The organism is Agromyces terreus, assembly GCF_009749465.1.
Lineage (GTDB): Bacteria > Actinomycetota > Actinomycetes > Actinomycetales > Microbacteriaceae > Agromyces > Agromyces terreus.
This window is the reverse complement of record NZ_WBIS01000004.1, coordinates 26,032-44,473: the sequence shown is the minus strand read 5'-3', so window position 1 is coordinate 44,473 and position 18,442 is coordinate 26,032. Positions and strand designations below refer to the sequence as shown.

Below are 18,442 nucleotides of genomic sequence, written 5' to 3'. Positions count from 1 at the left end.
GGGGGAACAGGTTGACGTCAGTGCTACCGTCCGGCATTTCGCTGAGCATGCCTCGGCTTTCGCCGAGTTGGATGCCGCGGTGTGGAATCCGATCTCGATGGCGACGGTGCTCCGCGCGGCGCCGCGCTTCGGGGAGCTCGTGCTCGACGCGTGCTGCGGCGACGGGGCGTCCGCGGTGCCGACGGCCGAGCTCGTGGGGCCCGGCGGCGCGGTCGACGCGGTCGACCGGTCGGAGGCGATGACCGAGCTCGCCCGCGAGCGGGCCGAGGGGGAGGCGGCGCCGTTGCCGCAGCTCCGGCTGCACGCGGCGGATGCCACGGAGTGGGAGCCCGTCGGCTACGACCTCGTGCAGTGCGTGCTCGGCGTCTTCTTCTTCGACGACGTCGAGGGCGGCGTCGCGCATCTCGTCGATCGGTTGAAGCCGGGCGGGCGGTTCGTCGTGACGCTGTGGGCGCCGGGCGCCGTGAAGGACTTCACCGAGGCGCTGTGCGACGCGGTCGAGGCCGAGGGCGGGGAGGCGGGCGCCGAGGCCGTCGCTGCCTATCGCAGCGGCGGGCGCCCCGATGTCCCGTCGACGCCGGGCGCCCTCGCGCAGTGGCTCGGCTCGTTCGGGCTGGAGCGCACGCGCGGCGAGCTCGTGCCGAGGCATCTCGATCTTGACGACGACCTGGCCTGGCGGCTCGTGCTCGGCATGTCGCGACGCCGGCTCGTGGCCGACCTCGACGACGCGACGCGCGACCGGGTCGCGACCGCGTTCCACGCGCTGCGGGCCGAACGCGGCATCTCGCGCGTCGACCTCTCGACGATCATCGGCGTCGGGCACCGCCCCGAGTGAGCGGATGCCGCACCCGCGCGCCGCGCGCCGGCCCGGGCGCTGCGGGCTCCGGGTCGGGCGCTGCGAGCCGCGGGTCGGCTCAGCGCGGTTCGGACCCCGTCGCGACCTCCCGCGAGGGGTCGTTCGACCACTGGCTCCAGGACCCGGGGAACAGCGCCGCGTCGATTCCGGCGATCGCGAGCGCGGCGACGAGGTGGCCGGCCGCGACCCCCGAGCCGCAGTACGCGGCGACGGGCGCGCCGGGCTCGACGCCGAGTCCGGCGAACCTCGCCGCGAGCGCGGAGGGCTCGAGGAACCGCCCGTCGGCGTCGAGCGCGATCGAGGTGGGCGCCGAGCGCGCACCCGGGATGTGCCCGGCCTTCGGGTCGACCGGCTCGACCTCGCCACGGTAGCGTTCGGCGGCGCGGGCGTCGAGGAGCACGCCGTCGTCGGCGAACCCGGCGGCCTCGTCGATGTCGATCACGGGCATGGCGCCGAAGCGCGCCGTCGCGTCGCCGGGTTCGGGGGTGCGGTCGCCGGTCTCGAGCGGGTAGCCCGCGGCGACCCAGGCATCGATGCCGCCGTCGAGCAGGAGCACCTGCTCGTGCCCGGCGTGGCGGAGCAGCCACCACGCCCGGGCGGCGGCGAGGTTCGCGGTGGTGTCGGTCACCACGACGAGGTCGCCGGTGCGGATGCCCCAACGGCGCATCGCGGCCGTGAACGCCGCATCGGAGGGCAGCGGATGCCGCCCGAGGCCGGATGCGGCGTGATCGGAGAGCTCGTCCTCGAGGTCGACGGAGACGGCCGTCGGAATATGCCCGGCGCGGAATGACTCGAGCCCGTGGGGCTCGGCGAGGGTCCAGCGCGCGTCGAGGACGACCGTTCGCATGCCCGACTCGATACGTGCGGCGAGTTCGCGGTCGGAGATGAGGATCGACATCCGTCCATCATGCGCCAACACGCGCGGACGCGGCATCCGCCGACCTCGCCGGATGCCCGGAAGCCGGGGGATCCGAGCCGCTCGCCCGGTAAACTGGCCGGACGGACGGCAGCCCACGGCGTGAGGAGAGCGGATGATCCTCACTCTCGCGATCTTCGGCGCGGTCGCGATCGCGACGCCGTGGCTCACGAGACTGCTCGGGCGGCGGGTGTTCGCCGTCATCGCATTGGTGCCCGCAGCGGCATTCGTCCTGCTGCTGACCTGGATGCCGGGGGTCCTCGACGGCGCCCCGGTCGTCGAGACCGTCGAATGGATCCCCCGGCTCGACATCGCTCTGAGCTTCCGGCTCGACGCGCTCGCGCTCGTCCTCGCCCTCGTGGTGACGGGCATCGGCGCGCTCGTGCTGCTCTACTGCACCTGGTACTTCGCCGACGACGAGCCCGCGCTCGGCCGGTTCGCGGCGCTGCTGCTCGCGTTCGCGGGCGTCATGTTCGGCCTCGTCACGGCCGACGACGTGTTCGTGCTCTTCGTCTTCTGGGAGGCGACGAGCGTGCTGTCGTACCTCCTCATCGGGCACTACACGGGTCGCAAGGAGAGCCGCGGAGCGGCGCTGCAGGCCCTCACCGTGACGACGTTCGGCGGGCTCGCGATGCTCGTCGGCCTCGTCGTGCTCGCCGTCGCGGGCGGCACCACCTCGCTCTCCGAGCTCGTCGCCAACCCCGTCGCGGGCGCCGCGGGCGAGTGGGGCATCGCGCTCGTGCTGCTCGGAGCGATCTCCAAGAGCGCGCTCGTGCCGTTCCACTTCTGGCTCCCGGCCGCGATGGCGGCCCCGACGCCCGTGTCGGCGTACCTGCACGCCGCGGCGATGGTCAAGGCCGGCGTCTACCTCGTGGCGCGCCTCGCCCCCGGGTACGCAGACCTCGAGGTGTGGCATCCGATCGTCATCGGCCTCGGCGCCTTCACGATGCTCGTCGGCGGCTGGCGGGCCCTGCGGCAGTACGACCTGAAGCTCCTGCTGGCCTACGGCACGGTCAGCCAGCTCGGGTTCCTCGTGCTCGTCACGGGCTTCGGCACGCGCGACGCCGCCCTCGCGGGCGTGGCGCTGCTGCTCGCGCACGCGCTGTTCAAGGCGACGCTGTTCCTCACGGTCGGCATCGTCGACCACGCCGCGGGCACGCGCGACTGGCGCCGGCTCTCGGGTCTCGGGCGACGGATGCCGGTGCTCGCCGCCGTGGCCGTGCTCGCCGGCGCCTCGATGGCCGGCGTCCCGCCGCTGCTGGGATTCGTGGCGAAGGAGGGCGTGTTCACGGCCCTGCTCGACGCGCAGGCCGAGGGCGGTTCGGTCGCGCTCTGGGCGTGGGTCGCCCTCATCGGCGCGGTTGCCGGTTCGGTGCTGACGGTCGCGTACACGGTCCGCTTCCTCTGGGGGGCGTTCTCGACCAAGCCCGACGTGCCGCCGACCCCGCTGCACGCGACCGGCGCGGCGATCGTCGTCGCGCCGGCGACCCTCGCGCTCGCCGGCCTCGTCACGGCCCTCGGCGTCTCGTTCATCGAACCCCTGCTCGCCGCGTACGCCGACGTGTTCCCCGGCGGGCACGCGCATCTGGCCCTCTGGCACGGGTTCGAGCCCGCGCTGTGGATCTCGCTCGGGGTCTTCGCGCTCGGCGGCGTGCTCGTCTGGGCGAGGCGGGGCGTCGCCCGCCTGCAGGCCGCGGTGGCGCCGGTCGTCGACGCGAGCCGCGGCTACCTGGGCATCGTCTCCGTCGTCGACCGGCTCGCCGCGTCGCTGACCACCGCGATCCAGTCACGGGGGCTGCCCGGCTACCTGTCGATCATCCTCGCCGTGTTCATCGGCGGCCTCGGCACGGCGGCGATCCTCGACGCCGGCTGGGCCGACGACGTCCGCCTCTGGGACTACCCGGCGCAGCCGTTCATCGCGTTCGTGATGTGCATCGCCGCGGTCGCGGCCGTGGTCGTGCGGCAGCGCATGGCCGCGGTGCTCCTCGTGAGCGTCACCGGATACGGGCTCGTCGTGCTGTTCGGCATGTCGGGCGCGCCCGATCTCGCGCTCACGCAGGCGCTCGTCGAGACCATCGTCATCGTCGTGTTCGTGCTCGTGCTGCGCCGGCTGCCGAAGCAGATCGCGCAGCGCAACCCGCCCGTCCACAAACTCGCCCGCAGCGTCATCGGCGCACTCTCGGGCATCGTCATGGGCGTCATCGGACTCGTCGCCCTCGGGGCCCGGGTCGAGCCGACCATCGCCGACGGGCTGCCGGCCCTCGCCCTCGAGGCGCACGGCAAGAACATCGTGAACGTCATGCTCGTCGACATCCGCGCGTGGGACACCCTCGGCGAGATCTCGGTGCTCGTCGCCGTCGCGACGGGCGTCGCGAGCCTCATCTTCGTCTCGGGCCGCACGGGCGGGGCGCCGCGCCTCGACGACGGCGACCTCGGGCTCGACCGGCGCAACCGCACGCGCCCGCTGCCCGAGGCCGCGTCCAGCATCCGCGCCCCCCGCACGAGCCTGGCCGACACCGACGGCGAGACCGATGCCGCGGCCGAGGCCGCCTCGACGCGGCAGACGTGGCTCATCGCCGGGCGCACCATCTCGCCGCGCAACCGCTCGATCCTCATCGAGGTGCTCGTGCGACTGCTGTTCCACCCGGCGATCGTCGTGTCGGTGTACCTGCTCTTCGTGGGGCACAACGCCCCGGGCGGCGGCTTCGCCGGCGGCCTGCTCGCAGGTCTCGCGCTCGTCGCACGCTACCTCGCGGGCGGGCGCTACGAACTCGGCGAGGCCGCGCCCGTCGATGCGGGGCGACTGCTCGGCACCGGGCTCCTGCTCGCCGCCGGCACCGCCGCCGGCTCGCTGCTCTTCGGCGGGGCGGCCCTCGAGTCCGCCTGGTTCGAAGCCGAGGTGCCGGTGCTCGGCACCATCTCGATCGGCACGTCCACGCTCTTCGACATCGGCGTCTACCTCGTGGTCATCGGGCTCGTGCTCGACATCCTGCGCTCGCTCGGCGGGGAGGTCGACCGGCAGCAGGAGGAGGCCGATACCGGCCTCGACGACCCCGAGCCCGCCCCGACCGCCGCGGTGCCGGCCCGGCCCGCGCCGACCGCACTGCCCGACCCCACGCCCAGCGGGTCGATTCGCACGCCCGCCGACCCCGCGCAGTCCGAGCGCGAGCCCGAGCCCGAGCCCGCCGAGGGAGGCCGCGCATGACCGCCTCGCTCACCCTCGTCGTCCTGATGGCCGTCATGTTCGGCGCGGGCATCACGATCATGCTCGAGCGCAGCCTCACCCGCGTGCTCATCGGGTTCCTGCTCGTCGGCAACGCCGTCAACGTGCTCATCTACCTCATGAGCGGCGCGCCAGGGCTGGCCCCCATCCTCGGCGAGGGCGTCGACGCCGACGAGATCTCCGATCCGCTGCCGCAGGTGTTCGTGCTCACCGCGATCGTCATCAACCTCGGCATCACGGCGTTCATGCTCGCCCTCATCTACCGCTCGTGGTGGCTCGCGCAGCTCGGCGCGAAGGGCGACCTCATCGACGACGAGGACGAAGACCTGCACGACGCCGAAGAGGCCGCCGACCTGTTCCGCATCTCCGCGGCCGACGACGCCGCCGTGCAGGAGCTCATCGAGGCCAGCGATGAAGAGTACGACCGCGCGCTCGACGACGAGCTCGAGCTCGAGGCATCCGCTCGCGACGACCTCGAGGCGGGCTCCGCCGAGCGACCGGAGGCAGACCGATGACCGCCGCCCTCGTGCCCCTCGTCGTGCTGCTGCCGCTGCTCGGCGCGGCATCCGCCCTGATCCTCGGGCGCCACCGTCGCGCGCAGGTCGTGGTGAGCGTCGTGGCGCTCGCGGCCGTGGCGGTCATCGCGGCCGTGCTGCTGGCGATCGTCGACGGCGGCGAGCCCGTGGCGGTCACCGTGGGGGCATGGCCCGCGCCGTACGGCATCGTGCTCGTGGTCGACCGGCTCTCGGCGATCATGCTGCTCGTGTCCGCGATCGTGCTGCTCGTCGTGCTCGTGTACGCCGTCGGCCAGGGCGTCGCCGACCGCCACCGCGAGACGCCGGTGTCGATCTTCCACCCGAGCTATCTCATCCTGTCGGCCGGCGTCTTCAACGCGTTCATCGCCGGCGACCTCTTCAACCTCTACGTCGGCTTCGAGATCCTGCTCTCGGCGAGCTACGTGCTGCTGACCCTCGGCGGCACCGGCGAGCGCATCCGTGCGGGCGTCACGTACATCATCGTGAGCCTCGTCTCGTCGCTGTTCTTCCTCAGCGCGATCGCCCTCGTCTACGGGGCGACCGGCACCGCGAACCTCGCGCAGCTGTCGGTGCGCATCGGCGAGCTCCCCGACCAGGTGCAGCTCGTGCTGCACCTGCTGCTGCTCATCGCGTTCGGCATCAAGGCGGCGGTGTTCCCGCTGTCGTTCTGGCTGCCCGACTCGTACCCGACGGCGCCCGCACCGGTCACGGCCGTGTTCGCCGGCCTCCTCACGAAGGTCGGCGTGTACGCCATCATCCGCACCGAGACGCTGATCTTCGCCGACCACGACCTGTCGGTGCTGCTGCTCGTGGTGGGCGGGCTCACGATGCTCATCGGCATCCTCGGCGCGCTCACCCAGGCCGACATCAAGCGCCTGCTCTCGTTCACGCTCGTGAGCCACATCGGTTACATGATCTTCGGCATCGCCCTCGGCACGCAGCTCGGCATGACCGCGACGATCTACTACGTCGTGCACCACATCACGGTGCAGACGAGCCTCTTCCTCACGACCGGCCTCATCGAGCGCTTCGGCGGGGCCACCTCGATCAACCGCCTCGCCGGGCTGCTGAAGGCCTCGCCGTTCCTCGCGATCCTGTTCTTCATCCCGGCGCTGAACCTCGGCGGCATCCCGCCGTTCTCGGGCTTCCTCGGCAAGACCGGGCTCTTCCTCGCGGGCGGCGAGCAGGCGGCGGCCGACCCCGAGACGGCGTGGCTCGTGTGGGCCGTCATCGCGGCGGGGGCGATCACGTCGCTCATCACGCTGTACGCACTCACCCGGTTCTGGAACATGGCGTTCTGGCGCGGCCGCGACGAGCTCGAGGGCTACGAGTCGGTGCTGCTCGGATCCGTCGTCGAAGCACCCGAGGGCGCGACCGTCACGGCCACGAAGTCGACCCCGACCCTCATGGTCGCGGCGACGACCGTGCTCGTGGTCGTCACCGTGCTGCTGACCGTGTTCGCCGGCCCGATCTTCGGCCTCGCCGACCGAGCCGCCTCGAACCTCACCGACCCGGCGGTCTACGTCTCGCTCGTGTTCCCCGGAGGTGCGCCGTGACCCCCGACCACCTCCCCGAGGCCGAGATGTCGCGCTGGTGGAGCGTCTGGCGCCAGCTCCCCCTGCTCGTCGCGCTCGTCGCCCTGTGGTGCTTCCTGTGGGATCACATCGACGCGCTCACCATCACGACGGGCATCCTGCTCGCCGTGCTCGTGACGCGGGCGCTGTACCTGCCGCCCGTGCTGCTCAGCGGGCGCTTCAACCCGTGGCGCGGCCTGCTGCTCGGCCTCCGCATGATCTTCGACGTGGTCGTCGCCTCGCTCCAGGTCGCGTACTTCTCGATCAACCCGTGGTGGAAGCCCATGAGCTCGATCATCGCGGTGCAGCTGCTCACCCGATCCGACCTCGTGACCACCCTGACCGCCGAGGCGATCTCGGTGGTGCCCGGAACCGTCGTCGTCGACATCGACCGCGAGCGGGGTCTGCTGTACCTGCACGCGCTCGGCACCCGCACCCACGCCGACATCGAGCGCATGCACCGGTCGGTGCTCGGCACCGAGGAGCGCATCGTGCTCGCGATCGGCACGCGCGAGCAGGCGGAGTCGGTGCGCGAGGCGAGGCGCGAGCGCCGTGCAGCCGGCACTTCGCCGGGCGGGCGCCACGGCGCATCCGAATCGAATGGAGGCGACGCATGACCTTCCTGACCGTCGTGAGCATCATCGCGGGCATCATGTTCGGCATCGGCGCGATCGCCGCCGTCATCCGCATCATCAAGGGCCCGTCGATCCTCGACCGCACCCTCGCCACCGACGTGCTGCTCGCCATCGCGATCTGCGCGCTCGGCGCCGAGATGGCGATCAACAAGCACACCGACACCCTCGTGGTGATGCTCGTGCTCGCGATGTTCGCGGTCGTCGGGTCGATCTCGATCGCCCGCTTCATGGGAAAGCAGGATGCCTCGTGAGCGCCGCCGAGATCGCCGTCGGGCTGCTCGTGCTCGTGAGCGGCTTCCTCTCGATGGCCGCGGGCATCGGCATCGTGCGGCTGCCCGACGTGCTCACCCGGCTGCACGCGGCGACGAAGCCGCAGGTGCTCGGGCTCGCCGCGATCCTCGTCGCGATCGTCGTGCAGGTGCCGACGTGGGGCGTGCTCACGACCGTCGTGCTCGTGATGACGTTCCAGCTGCTCACCCAGCCGATGACCGCCCACATGCTCGGCCGCTCGGCGTACCGCAGCGACCACGTGCGCCGCGACCTGCTCCTCGATGACGATCTCGGACGCGACATCGCCGAGCACGACCAGGACGCCGCCCGGATGCCGCGGGCCGACGACGTGCGCTGAGCCCGGGCCGCGTGTCGGTTCGCGCCCGGGCGTCGGGGTGCGGGTGCGCGGGTGCGGCGGTGCGCCGGCCTGCGCTCAGGCCCGGCCCGCGCTCAGGCGCGGCCCGCGCTCAGGCGCGGCCGGTGAAGGTCGGCCGTCGCTTCTCCTGGAACGCGGCGAATCCCTCGCGGTAGTCGGATGTCTCGCACAGGGCGGCCTGGGCGCGGTTCTCGTCGGCCATCGACGCCCAGAGGCCGAGCCGGTCGTCGCGCAGGGATGCCACGAGCGCCTTCGACGCGACGAACGCCTGCGTCGCCCCCGTCGCCGCGACGCGTGCCGCGGAGCGGGCGGCATCCGTCACCGCATCGGACGGGAACACCTGCGAGAACAACCCCGCGGCGACCGCCTCGGTGCCCGACATGAGCCGGCCTGTGACGATGAGGTCCATGGTGCGGTGCGCACCGAGGCGTTCGACGAAAAGGGCGTGTCCGCCCGAGTCGAGCGTCGCGCCGAGGTTCGCGAACGGCGAGCCGATCTTCGCGGTGTCGGCGACGTACACGATGTCGGATGCCACGAGCAGCCCGAGTCCGACGCCGAGGCACGCGCCGTGCGCGACCGCGAACGTGGGCGCGGGGAAGGCGGCCATGCGCTCCAGCAGCGGCTGCACGCGCCCGCCGAGGTAGCCGAGCACGTCGTCCTCGCGCGGATCCACGCCCGAGATGTCGCGGCCCGCGCAGAACGCGCGCCCCTCGCCGCGGAGCACGAGCGCGCACACGTCGCCGCGCTGCGACATCCGGTCGGCCTCGCCGTACGCCTCACCGAGCTCGTCGAGCGCCCGCTCGTCGAGCGCGTTGAGCTTCTCGGGGGCGTTCAGCACGATCTCGGCGACGCCGTCGCCCACGCTCATCTCGATCACGTTCGGTTCCTCTCTCGTGCGGCGAGCTCGAGCGGGTCAGACGTCATAGTCGACGCTCACGCGGTCGGACGTCGGGTGCGACTGGCAGGTGAGCACGTACCCGCGCTCGAGCTCTTCGGGTTCGAGCGCGTAGTTCTCGGTCATCGCCACGTCGCCCTCGGTGACGCGGGCCCGGCAGGTTCCGCACACGCCGCCGGCGCACGCGAACGGCACGTCGGGGCGCACGCGCAGCGCCGCGTTCAGGATCGACTCGTTCGCCGACACCGGGCTCTCGACGGTCGAGCTCTGCCCGTCGAGCGTGAACTCGATCGCGAACGTGCGCTCGCCCTGCCGCACCTCGACGGGGCGGCCGTGGCGCGGCTCGACGCGGTCGGCGTCGGTCGTGAACAGCTCGTACCGCACGTGCTCGGCGGGCACGCCCTTCGCGGCGAGGGTGTCGCGGGCGAGCTGCACGAGCTCGAACGGCCCGCACAGGAACCACTCGTCGACCGTCTCGGGCCGGATCAGCACGTCGAGCATGGTGCCGAGCTTCTCGGCGTCGATGCGGCCCGACAGCAGCGGCGCCGTGCGCTGCTCGCGCGAGAGCACGTGGTGCAGCGCGAGCCGCGACGGGTAGCGGTCCTTCAGCTCGGCGAGCTCCTCGAGGAACATCACGTCGAGCGTCGACCGGTTCGTGTAGACCAGTTCGAATTCGGATGTCTCGGAGCGGGCCAGCACCGTCTGGGCGAGCGCCATGAGCGGGGTGATGCCCGACCCCGCGGCGATCGCGACGACATGCTTGCCGTCGAGCGCCTCGAGCGTCGAGGTGAACGTGCCCTGCGGGCTCATCACGTCGAGCGCATCGCCCGCCTTCAGCTCGGTGTTCGCCCAGCTCGAGAAGATCCCCCCGAGGTCGCGCTTGATGCCGACCGAGATCGTGCCCGAGCCGTCGGCCGCACGCGAGGGCGAACGGCAGATCGAGTAGCTGCGGCGGCGCTCGTGGCCCTCGAGCTCGGCGCGGAGGGCCACGTACTGGCCCGGCTGGTACGCGTACTCGTCGGCGAGTTCGGCCGGCACGGCGAACGTGACCTCGACGGCGTCGGCCGTCAGCGGACGGACCTCGGCGACCTCGAGCGAGTGGAACCGCGCCCGCCGACGCTTGGATGCCTCGGGAGTGGCGGCGGCCTCGCCGCCGACGGTCGCGGCGAGGAACGCCTCTGCGGCGGCTGAGGCCGGTCGAGGAGCGGACGCCGGTCGAGGAGCGGACGCCGGTCGAGGAGCGGAGCGTCTCGAGACCTGCGAGACCTGCGAGACCGCCGGCGCCGGTCGAGCAGCCGACGAAGGAGGCGTGTCGAGACCACCGTCGACACCACCGTCGACACCACCGTCGAGGTCTCGAGACGGCGCTGTCGCGCCTCCTCGACCGACGGAACCCAGATTGCGCGCGGCCATCACAGCACCTTGAAGTAGTCGAAGGGCTCGAGGCAGTCGCGGCACTCGTAGAGCGCCTTGCACGACGTCGAGCCGAAGCGGGCGAGTTCGCGGGTGTTCAGCGAGTCGCAGCGCGGGCACTTGACCGCGAGCTGCACGCGCACGGGGCCGGCGTCGCGCGCGGCGGCACGGCCGGTCGGCGCCTGGATGCCGTAGCGGCGAAGCTTCGCCTTGCCGGCCTCGCTCATCCAGTCGGTGGTCCACGCGGGGGCGAGCACGAGCTCGACCGACACGTCGTCGTAGCCGGCGTGCGTGAGTGCGAGCACGACGTCGTCGCGCATGGCGTCGAGCGCGGGGCATCCGCTGTACGTGGGCGTGAGCTGCACGCGAACCGCTCCCGTCTCGTCGACGGACGCCGAGCGCAGCACGCCGAGGTCCTCGATCGTGAGCACCGGGATCTCGGGGTCGGTCACCGTCGCCGCGACGTCCCACGCACGGGCGTCCGCCCCCGCCGGTCGAGGAGGGCGCGCAGCCGCATCCGCCGGTCGAGGAGGGCGTCCAGCCGCATCCGCCGGTCGAGGAGGGCGCGCAGCGCCCGTCTCGAGACCAGCGCCCGTCTCGAGACCAGCCACCGCGGTCACCACGATGCCCCCGGGTGCGAACGCGCGAGCACCTGCATCTCGGCGAGCAGCGGGCCGAGGTGCTCGGTGTGCCGGCCCGCTCTTCCCCCACCGGACGCGATGAACGCGGTGCGCCCCGTCGGCCGTTCGAGTCCGGCCTCGGTGAACACGGCGTCGACCGCCGCCTCGAACGCGGGACGCAGCGTCGACGGCAGCACGGCGACGCCGTCGGCGGCGAGACGCGTGACGAGCTCGTCGTCGACGAAGAGCTCGTCGACGTACGGCCACGTGTCGGTCACGGCGAGGATCATGCGGCGACGCGACTCGTCGGTACCGCCCGCGAGGCGCAGCACCCACTGCACGGCGTGGTCGCGGTGGTAGTCGACCTCCTTGACCGACTTCGCCGCGATCGCCGCGATCGTCTCGTCGGCCGACTCTTCGAGGGCGCCGTAGAGCTCGTACAGGTACAGGGAGGCGACGAGCTGCCGCGCGATCGTGTGCGCGAAGTCGCCGTTCGGCTGCTCGAACAGCCACGCGTTGCGGAACTCGGGCTCGCCCCGCCAGTACGCCAGGTCGTCTTCGCTGCGTCCGGTCGCGGTGCCCGCGTAGTGCAGCAGCGAGCGGGCGTGGCCGATGAGGTCGAGGCCGATGTTGCCGAGGGCGACGTCCTCTTCGAGCTCGGGGGCACGCGTGATCCACATGCCGAGTTGCTGGGCGAGCACGAGGGCGTCGTCGCCGAGCCGCATCGCGTACTCCGCGGCATCCGCCGAGGCGACCCGGCCCGCACCGGTGATGCCGGAGCCCGCGAGCTCCTCGGCGAGCGCGAGCTCGTCGACGGTGACGGAGCCGTGCACATCGTGCGCATCCTCCGCCGATCGAGGAGCCGACGAAGGAGGCGTCACCCCCGCCGATCGAGGAGCCGACGAAGGAGGCGTCTCCCCCGCCGATCGAGGAGCCGACGAAGGAGGCGTCTCGAGATCCTCGTGCGGGGTCTCGAGACGCTCGCTGGCGCTCACTCCTCGACCGCCGGTCTCGACGCTCACAGGTGCTTCACCCCTTCGCTCTTCGTGTAGTACACGGCGTGCCGGTAGTTCTTGCCGGCGGGGCTCTCGAAGAAGGCGCCCTTCGCGTCGGGGTCGCTCGTCGTGATCGCGTCGGCGGGCACGACCCAGATCGACACGCCCTCGTTGCGTCGCGTGTAGAGGTCGCGCGCGTTGCGCACGGCCATGTCGGGGTCGGGCGCGTGCAGCGAGCCGACGTGCACGTGGCTCAGGCCGCGGTTGGCGCGCACGAAGACCTCCCACAGGGGCCAGGGCTCGGTCCCCATCTCGCCGGGGGTGCTCATCGTGTTGCTCCTGCCATCGTCTGAGTGCCGAATCGGCGTGAGAGTGCCCGATCGGCCGCACCGATTCGGCACTCAGGCGCCGAAAACGTGTTGAGGCCGGGCGCGAGGGCGGGCGAGGGGGCGGGCACGGGCGCGAGGGCGGGCACGCGGGTGGGCGCGGTGCGCATCAGGCCACCGCCCCGGATGCCGCGAGCTGACGCTCCGCCTGCTTGCGGGCGTACTCGGCCGCGGCCTCGCGCACCCAGGCGCCCTCCTCGTGGGCCTCGCGGCGGCGGCGGATGCGCTCGGCGTTCGCCGGCCCGCGACCGGCGAGCACCTCCTCGAACTCGGTCCAGTCGATCTCGCTCATGTCGTACCGGCCGGTCTCGTCGTTCCACTTCAGCGCGGGGTCGGGCAGCGTGACGCCCATGACCTCGGCCTGGGGCACGAGCATGCCGACGAAGCGCTGGCGCAGTTCGTCGTTCGAGAAGCGCTTGATGTTCCACGCCATCGACTGGGCCGAGTTCGGCGACTGGTCGTCGGGCGGCCCGAACATCTGCAGGGCGGGCCAGTACCAGCGGTTCACCGCATCCTGCGCCATCTGCCGCTGCTCGTCGGTGCCCTGCATGAGCTCGAGCAGGATCTCGAAGCCCTGCCGTTGGTGGAACGACTCCTCCTTGCAGATGCGCACCATCGCGCGACCGTACGGCCCGTACGAGGCACGGCAGAGCGGCACCTGGTTGCAGATCGCGGCGCCGTCGACGAGCCATCCGATGGCCCCCATGTCGGCCCAAGTGGGCGTGGGGTAGTTGAAGATCGACGAGTAGCGGGCGCGGCCCTCGATGAGCTGGGCCATCATCTCGTCGCGTGTGATGCCGAGCGTCTGCGCGGCGGAGTAGAGGTAGAGCCCGTGGCCCGCTTCGTCCTGCACCTTGGCCATGAGGATCGCCTTGCGCTTGAGGCTCGGTGCGCGCGTGATCCAGTTCGACTCGGGCTGCATGCCGATGATCTCGCTGTGCGCGTGCTGGCTGATCTGGCGGATCAGCGTCTTGCGGTACGCGTCGGGCATCCAGTCGCGGGGCTCGATGCGCGAGTCCGCGGCGATGAGGTCGTCGAACTGCGCCTCCTCGGGGGTGCGCTCGCGTTCGACCGCGCTGAGGTCAGCGGGTGAGGTCATCGTCGACTCCTGTTGTTCGCGGGTGCGGCGGCATCCGATTCTCGTGAGAACCCGTTCTCGCGGCCGTCGGGCCACGAGAACAATACCAACCGATCGTTCAGTTAGTATATGCTGAGATCAGGCGCGACGGCAACGACGCACCGACGCATGACCTGGACGCATCGACTCGACGAGGAGCTTCAGATGACGGATGCCGCGACGGCCGTCGACCCGAACCCCGCCACGCCTGCCGGCGAGCACGCGCCGCCTGCGCCGCCTGCGGGCGAGCACGCGCGCACGATGATGCAGCGCGACCGGGCCTCCGCCGCCCTCGGCATGCGGGTCGAGCGCGACGATCCGGGCCACGCCGTCGTCTCGATGCGCGTGCGCGACGACATGACGAACGGGTTCGCCATCACGCACGGCGGCCTCGTCTTCGCCCTCGCCGACACGGCCTTCGCGATCGCGTGCAACGAAGACGACCGCGTCACCGTCGCCGCGGGCGCCGACATCACGTTCCTCAAGTCGACCGTCGCCGGGCAGACGCTCACCGCCACCGCCGTACGGCGCAGGCGCAGCGGCCGCACCGGCCTCTACGACGTCTCGGTCGTCGACGAGCACGGCGACCCGGTCGCCGAGTTCCGCGGCCGATCGATCTCGACCAACCGCAGCTTCTGACCCGCGCCCGCCGGGCCGCCTGCCGACGCAACCGCAACCGCAGCCGCAACCGCAACCGCAACCGCAACCGCAACCGCAACCACCGAGTCGCCGAACTTTGCACAAAGTCGGGCAACTCGACTCCAGCACAAACCACAGGAGCACCACGTGTCGATGACGACCCTCTCCCCCACCGCGATCACGGCCCCCAGCGTCTCGGGCCTCGCGCCCGCGGCATCCGACGCTCTCGACCTCGAAGAGCGGATGTCGCGAGCCGAACTCGAGGCCCTCCAGCTCGAGCGCCTGCAGCAGACCGTGCGCCACGCGTACGCGAACGTGCCGCTCTACACGCGCAAGTTCGACGAGGCGGGCGTGCACCCCGACGACATCACGACGCTGGCGGATGTCTCGAAGCTGCCGTTCACGACCAAGGCCGACCTGCGCGAGACCTACCCGTTCGGCATGTTCGCCGTGCCCATGGAGCAGGTCGCCCGCATCCACGCCTCGAGCGGCACCACCGGCCGGCCCACCGTCGTCGGCTACACGAAGGGCGACCTCGAACGCTGGGCGCAGCTCATCGCGCGCTCGCTCCGCGCGAGCGGCATCCGCCCGGGCATGAAGGTGCACAACGCCTACGGGTACGGCCTCTTCACGGGAGGACTCGGCGCGCACGCCGGCATCGAGGCGCTCGGCGCGACCGTGATCCCGATGTCGGGCGGGCAGACCGCGCGCCAGGTGCAGCTCATCACGGACTTCGAGCCCGACGCGATCCTCTGCACGCCGAGCTACCTGCTCACGATCGCCGACGCCATGGTCGAGGCCGGCATCGACCCGCGCTCGACCTCGCTCAAGGTCGCCGTGCTCGGCGCCGAGCCCTGGACCAACGAGATGCGCCACGAGCTCGAGGATCGCCTCGGCATCGACGCGCTCGACATCTACGGCCTCAGCGAGGTCATGGGCCCGGGCGTCGGCAACGAGTGCCTCGAGACGAAGGACGGCCCCCACATCTGGGAGGACCACTTCCTGCCCGAGATCATCGACGGCGACACGGGCGACGTGCTCGCCGACGGCGAGATGGGCGAGCTCGTGTTCACGTCGCTCACGAAGGAGGCGTTCCCGGTCATCCGCTACCGCACGCGCGACCTCACCCGCCTGCTGCCCGGCACCGCGCGCCCCGCGATGCGCCGCATCGAGAAGATCACCGGCCGCAACGACGACATGATCATCCTGCGCGGCGTCAACCTGTTCCCGACGCAGATCGAGGAGATCGTGCTCGGCATCGAGACGCTCACCCCGCACTTCATCCTCGAGCTGTCGAAGGCCGGGCGCATGGACACTATGAAGGTGCGCATCGAACGCCACCCCGACCTCTCGCGCGAGACCTGCGAGGCGGCATCCGTCGTGCTCGCGAAGAAGATCAAGGTACTCATCGGCTCGACCGTCGAGGTGCAGCTCGAGGAGCCCGGCACGCTGCCGCGCAGCGAGGGCAAGTACAAGCGCGTCTACGACCTGCGCTGACCGCCCGCCGGTCGAGGAGGCGGTGCCCTCCCGCCGGTCGAGGAGGCGACGAAGGAGCCGTCTCGAGACCGAGCCGTCTCGAGACCGAGCCCATGGAATCCCGCCGCGCGTCGCTACTCGATCGACGTCGACGGCCCGCCCGCGTCGCGGGCCGCCTGCGCGGCGCGCTCGACCCACTTGGGCGTCTCGCCGTACCGCTGGAACGACACGAGCCGCCCCGCCGCACTGTCGTCGATGAGCTGCACGAGCCGGCGCTCGCGGGTCGCCTCCTGCTTCGCCGACAGCATCCAGTGCGTGACGACGCGTCGGTAGGTCGGCGTGGCCGCCAGCCAGAACGCGGATGCCGCGGCGTCGGCCTCGAGCCGCGCCACCGCCTCGTCGGGCAGTTGCCGTTCGTCGTTCTCGTGCGAGTAGACGCCCGAGCGGTCGGCGCGACGGCGCTCGTAGGCCGCGAGCCCCGGCGGACGCATGCGCCCCTCGGCGACGAGCCGTTCGACATGCGCGATGTTCACCGCCGACCAGATGCTCGTCGACTTGCGCGGCGACCACCGCTGCCGCCGCGCGTCGTCGTCGATGCGCTGCGAGACGGAGTCGATCCAGCCGAAGCACAGCGCCTCGGGCACGGCGTCGGCCCACGTGAGGCCCTGCGGCTCGACGTGCTTCTTGAAGAGGCCCATCCAGAGCTCGGCGGCCGTGTCGTGGTTGGCCTCGAGCCAGGCGCGGAACTCCGCCGCATCGGCGAAGAACACCGCCGGGCGTTCCGGCGTGCCGCCCGGGGTTCCGATCTGCTTCGTCACGTCGTCAGTCTGCCAGCCACCGCCGACACCGAACCTCGCCGCCCCGCGGCATCCGCCCCGCGGCATCCGCCCGCCCCGCGGCATCCGCCCGCCCGCGGCATCCGCCCCAGATCTGCGAATTCAGGACCGCGCAGGCGTGTCGCGCCAGCATATGCGGCAGTGCGGGGTGCGACACGGCTCCGCTCCTGAATTGGCTGAGCTGGCGGCAGAGCTGGCGGGAGGGGTGGCGGGAGGGGTGCGGCAGGGGGCAAGGGGCAGAGCGGCGGGGATGCGGCAGGGGGCGCGGCGCGCGCCCAACCGACCGTTCGGGTGGGAGACTGATGAGGATGTCAGAGAACACCCTTCGACGCGGGCGGCCAGGCTACGACCAGCAGGGCATCCTCGACGTCGCCGTCGCCGCGTTCAACGAGTACGGCTACGACGCCACGTCGATGGGCGTGCTCGCCGATCGGCTCGGGCTGTCGAAGTCGGCGATCTACCACCACTTCACGTCGAAGGACGAGATCCTCGATCGGGCGCTCGATTCGGCGCTGTCGGCGCTCGAGGGCGTGTTGGAGCAGGCGGATGCCTCGACCGGGCGCGCCGCCGACCGGCTCGACCTCGTGCTGCGCGGCGCCGTGCACGTGCTCGTCGAGCGACTGCCGTCGGTGACGCTGCTGCTGCGCGTGCGCGGCAACACCGAGGTCGAACGGCTCGCGCTCGCCCGGCGGCGCGCCTTCGACAAGCGCGTCACCGCCCTCGTCTCCGAGGCGCAGGCCGAGGGATCACTGCGCAGCGACCTCGACGCGAGCGTCGTCTCGCGCCTCACGTTCGGCATGATCAACTCGATCGTCGAGTGGTACCGCCCCGGCGGCGGCGAAGACGCCGACCGGATCGCCGACGACGTCGTCGCGGTGGCCCTCGACGGGCTCCGCATGCCGACGGCGAACCGGGTCGAAGACCTGCTCGGCTGAGCGAGCGAGGCCGAGCCCAGCCGGGCGAGCCCGAGCCGCGCCGCGCCGGGCGCGCCCGCACCCGAGCCCGAGCCGCACCGCCCGGGCAACACCGCCCCGGCGCCCCCGTCAGCCCGCGCCGACCTCGGGGTGCTCGGGCGGCAGTCCGTGCCGCTCGCCGGCCTTCAGCAGCACCAGTTGCCGGCGCTCCCAGTCGAGCATGTCCTGCCGCTGCGCCTCGAGCACCCGGCTCTCGCCGCAGGCCGCGAGCGTCCGCCCGCAGGTGCACGCGCCGGGCTTTCGAGCATCGGGGTGGTGGAACGCCTGCAGCCGCCACAGGGCGACCATCGCCTTGTCGACACGGCGCGCGGTCAGCGCGGTCGCGCGCTCGGCGCGGCGCACGAGGTCGCCCTGCAGGGAGCGCCTGAGTTCCGCACCCGCGGGGTCGTTCTCGTCGAGCACGCCGGCGCGCAGCCGGTCGCGCTCGGCGGCGACGCGGGCGAGTTCGGCCGCCGCCTCCGATTGGGAGAGTGTCGCGGCCGCCGCGGCGGCCGAGGCATCCGCCGCCTGATGCTCGAGGATGCCGCGCCAGAGCGCGATGTGCTCGCGATCGCGCCGCACCGCCTTCTCGTCGCCGCCGTGCGTGCGGCAGTGCTCGCACACGACCTGGTCGGAGGGCGACGCGAACCGGAACCGCTGGAGGCTCCCGCAGCAGAGGCAGCGCGCCTCGACGTCGACGTGCAGGGGGTGCTCGTGGGGCATGGG

Annotated in this window: 19 protein-coding genes; 10 read left to right on the top strand and 9 right to left on the bottom strand. The window is 72.1% G+C overall.

Translation table 11 applies throughout. The features are described 5' to 3' along the window. Positions 1-79: 79 nt before the first annotated feature. Entirely contained in the window at positions 80-835 is a 756-nt protein-coding gene (locus GQQ92_RS10360; protein WP_197738201.1) for a class I SAM-dependent methyltransferase, read from the top strand. 79 nt (positions 836-914) lie between these two features. Here the strand turns inward: GQQ92_RS10360 and GQQ92_RS10355 are convergent, their stop codons facing one another. Next, entirely contained in the window at positions 915-1,754 is an 840-nt protein-coding gene (locus GQQ92_RS10355; RefSeq protein ID WP_156999190.1) for a sulfurtransferase, read from the bottom strand. Positions 1,755-1,887: 133 nt separating this feature from the next. Here GQQ92_RS10355 and GQQ92_RS10350 point away from each other — a divergent pair, with 133 nt between their 5' ends. From GQQ92_RS10350 to mnhG, 6 genes are read left to right on the top strand one after another with little or no spacing between them, the layout of a single operon-like run. Then, positions 1,888-4,977, top strand: a complete 3,090-nt coding sequence (locus GQQ92_RS10350; protein WP_156999189.1) for a Na+/H+ antiporter subunit A — start codon at positions 1,888-1,890, stop codon at positions 4,975-4,977. Beyond that, positions 4,974-5,510 carry a sodium:proton antiporter gene (locus GQQ92_RS10345; protein WP_156999188.1) on the top strand — a complete coding sequence of 179 codons (537 nt, stop codon included), beginning with the start codon at positions 4,974-4,976 and terminating at the stop codon, positions 5,508-5,510. The genes GQQ92_RS10350 and GQQ92_RS10345 overlap by 4 nt, the downstream gene beginning before the upstream one ends. Continuing rightward, positions 5,507-7,087 (top strand): Na+/H+ antiporter subunit D, encoded by a 1,581-nt coding sequence (locus tag GQQ92_RS10340; RefSeq protein ID WP_156999187.1) that lies wholly within the window; start codon positions 5,507-5,509, stop codon positions 7,085-7,087. Before GQQ92_RS10345 ends, GQQ92_RS10340 begins: the two co-directional genes overlap by 4 nt. Next, entirely contained in the window at positions 7,084-7,722 is a 639-nt protein-coding gene (locus GQQ92_RS10335; protein WP_156999186.1) for a Na+/H+ antiporter subunit E, read from the top strand. The genes GQQ92_RS10340 and GQQ92_RS10335 overlap by 4 nt, the downstream gene beginning before the upstream one ends. Continuing rightward, the gene (locus GQQ92_RS10330) at positions 7,719-7,991 is read left to right on the top strand and encodes a monovalent cation/H+ antiporter complex subunit F (RefSeq protein ID WP_156999185.1); all 273 of its coding nucleotides are present in this window, start codon (positions 7,719-7,721) and stop codon (positions 7,989-7,991) included. The genes GQQ92_RS10335 and GQQ92_RS10330 overlap by 4 nt, the downstream gene beginning before the upstream one ends. Then, positions 7,988-8,368 carry a monovalent cation/H(+) antiporter subunit G gene (gene mnhG / locus GQQ92_RS10325; protein WP_156999184.1) on the top strand — a complete coding sequence of 127 codons (381 nt, stop codon included), beginning with the start codon at positions 7,988-7,990 and terminating at the stop codon, positions 8,366-8,368. Before GQQ92_RS10330 ends, mnhG begins: the two co-directional genes overlap by 4 nt. 109 nt (positions 8,369-8,477) lie before the next feature. Here the strand turns inward: mnhG and GQQ92_RS10320 are convergent, their stop codons facing one another. The 6 genes from GQQ92_RS10320 to paaA form a co-directional block, all read right to left on the bottom strand. Continuing rightward, entirely contained in the window at positions 8,478-9,263 is a 786-nt protein-coding gene (locus GQQ92_RS10320; protein WP_156999183.1) for an enoyl-CoA hydratase/isomerase family protein, read from the bottom strand. Positions 9,264-9,299: 36 nt separating this feature from the next. After that, on the bottom strand, positions 9,300-10,694 hold the full coding sequence (gene paaE / locus GQQ92_RS10315; RefSeq protein WP_156999182.1) for a 1,2-phenylacetyl-CoA epoxidase subunit PaaE: 1,395 nt from the start codon (positions 10,692-10,694) through the stop codon (positions 9,300-9,302). Beyond that, positions 10,694-11,146 (bottom strand): 1,2-phenylacetyl-CoA epoxidase subunit PaaD, encoded by a 453-nt coding sequence (gene paaD / locus GQQ92_RS10310; RefSeq protein WP_232057649.1) that lies wholly within the window; start codon positions 11,144-11,146, stop codon positions 10,694-10,696. Before paaD ends, paaE begins: the two co-directional genes overlap by 1 nt. Before the next feature lie 164 nt (positions 11,147-11,310). Further along, positions 11,311-12,147 (bottom strand): 1,2-phenylacetyl-CoA epoxidase subunit PaaC, encoded by an 837-nt coding sequence (gene paaC, locus GQQ92_RS10305; protein ID WP_232057631.1) that lies wholly within the window; start codon positions 12,145-12,147, stop codon positions 11,311-11,313. A 185-nt stretch (positions 12,148-12,332) separates the two neighbouring features. Next, complete coding sequence (paaB, locus tag GQQ92_RS10300) at positions 12,333-12,638, bottom strand: 1,2-phenylacetyl-CoA epoxidase subunit PaaB (RefSeq protein WP_116084535.1); 306 nt, start codon at positions 12,636-12,638, stop codon at positions 12,333-12,335. A gap of 166 nt (positions 12,639-12,804) precedes the next feature. After that, positions 12,805-13,794 (bottom strand): 1,2-phenylacetyl-CoA epoxidase subunit PaaA, encoded by a 990-nt coding sequence (gene paaA / locus GQQ92_RS10295; protein WP_156999180.1) that lies wholly within the window; start codon positions 13,792-13,794, stop codon positions 12,805-12,807. Between the two features lie 147 nt (positions 13,795-13,941). Here paaA and paaI point away from each other — a divergent pair, with 147 nt between their 5' ends. Together paaI and paaK are read left to right on the top strand one after the other, a co-directional pair. Further along, positions 13,942-14,451 carry a hydroxyphenylacetyl-CoA thioesterase PaaI gene (paaI, locus tag GQQ92_RS10290; RefSeq protein ID WP_308206760.1) on the top strand — a complete coding sequence of 170 codons (510 nt, stop codon included), beginning with the start codon at positions 13,942-13,944 and terminating at the stop codon, positions 14,449-14,451. 153 nt (positions 14,452-14,604) lie between these two features. Further along, positions 14,605-15,948: a phenylacetate--CoA ligase PaaK gene (paaK, locus tag GQQ92_RS10285; RefSeq protein WP_156999339.1), complete on the top strand. Its 1,344-nt coding sequence runs from the start codon at positions 14,605-14,607 to the stop codon at positions 15,946-15,948. Positions 15,949-16,061: 113 nt separating this feature from the next. Here paaK and GQQ92_RS10280 read toward each other — a convergent pair whose 3' ends face one another. Next, positions 16,062-16,745, bottom strand: coding sequence for a YdeI/OmpD-associated family protein (locus GQQ92_RS10280; protein WP_232057630.1), 684 nt, complete (start codon positions 16,743-16,745; stop codon positions 16,062-16,064). A 326-nt stretch (positions 16,746-17,071) separates the two neighbouring features. On the opposite strand from GQQ92_RS10280, the gene GQQ92_RS10275 reads away from it, so the two are divergent. Then, positions 17,072-17,698 carry a TetR/AcrR family transcriptional regulator gene (locus GQQ92_RS10275; RefSeq protein ID WP_156999178.1) on the top strand — a complete coding sequence of 209 codons (627 nt, stop codon included), beginning with the start codon at positions 17,072-17,074 and terminating at the stop codon, positions 17,696-17,698. A gap of 108 nt (positions 17,699-17,806) precedes the next feature. Here GQQ92_RS10275 and GQQ92_RS10270 read toward each other — a convergent pair whose 3' ends face one another. Further along, entirely contained in the window at positions 17,807-18,439 is a 633-nt protein-coding gene (locus GQQ92_RS10270; RefSeq protein ID WP_156999177.1) for a hypothetical protein, read from the bottom strand. Between the last annotated feature and the right edge of the window lie 3 nt (positions 18,440-18,442).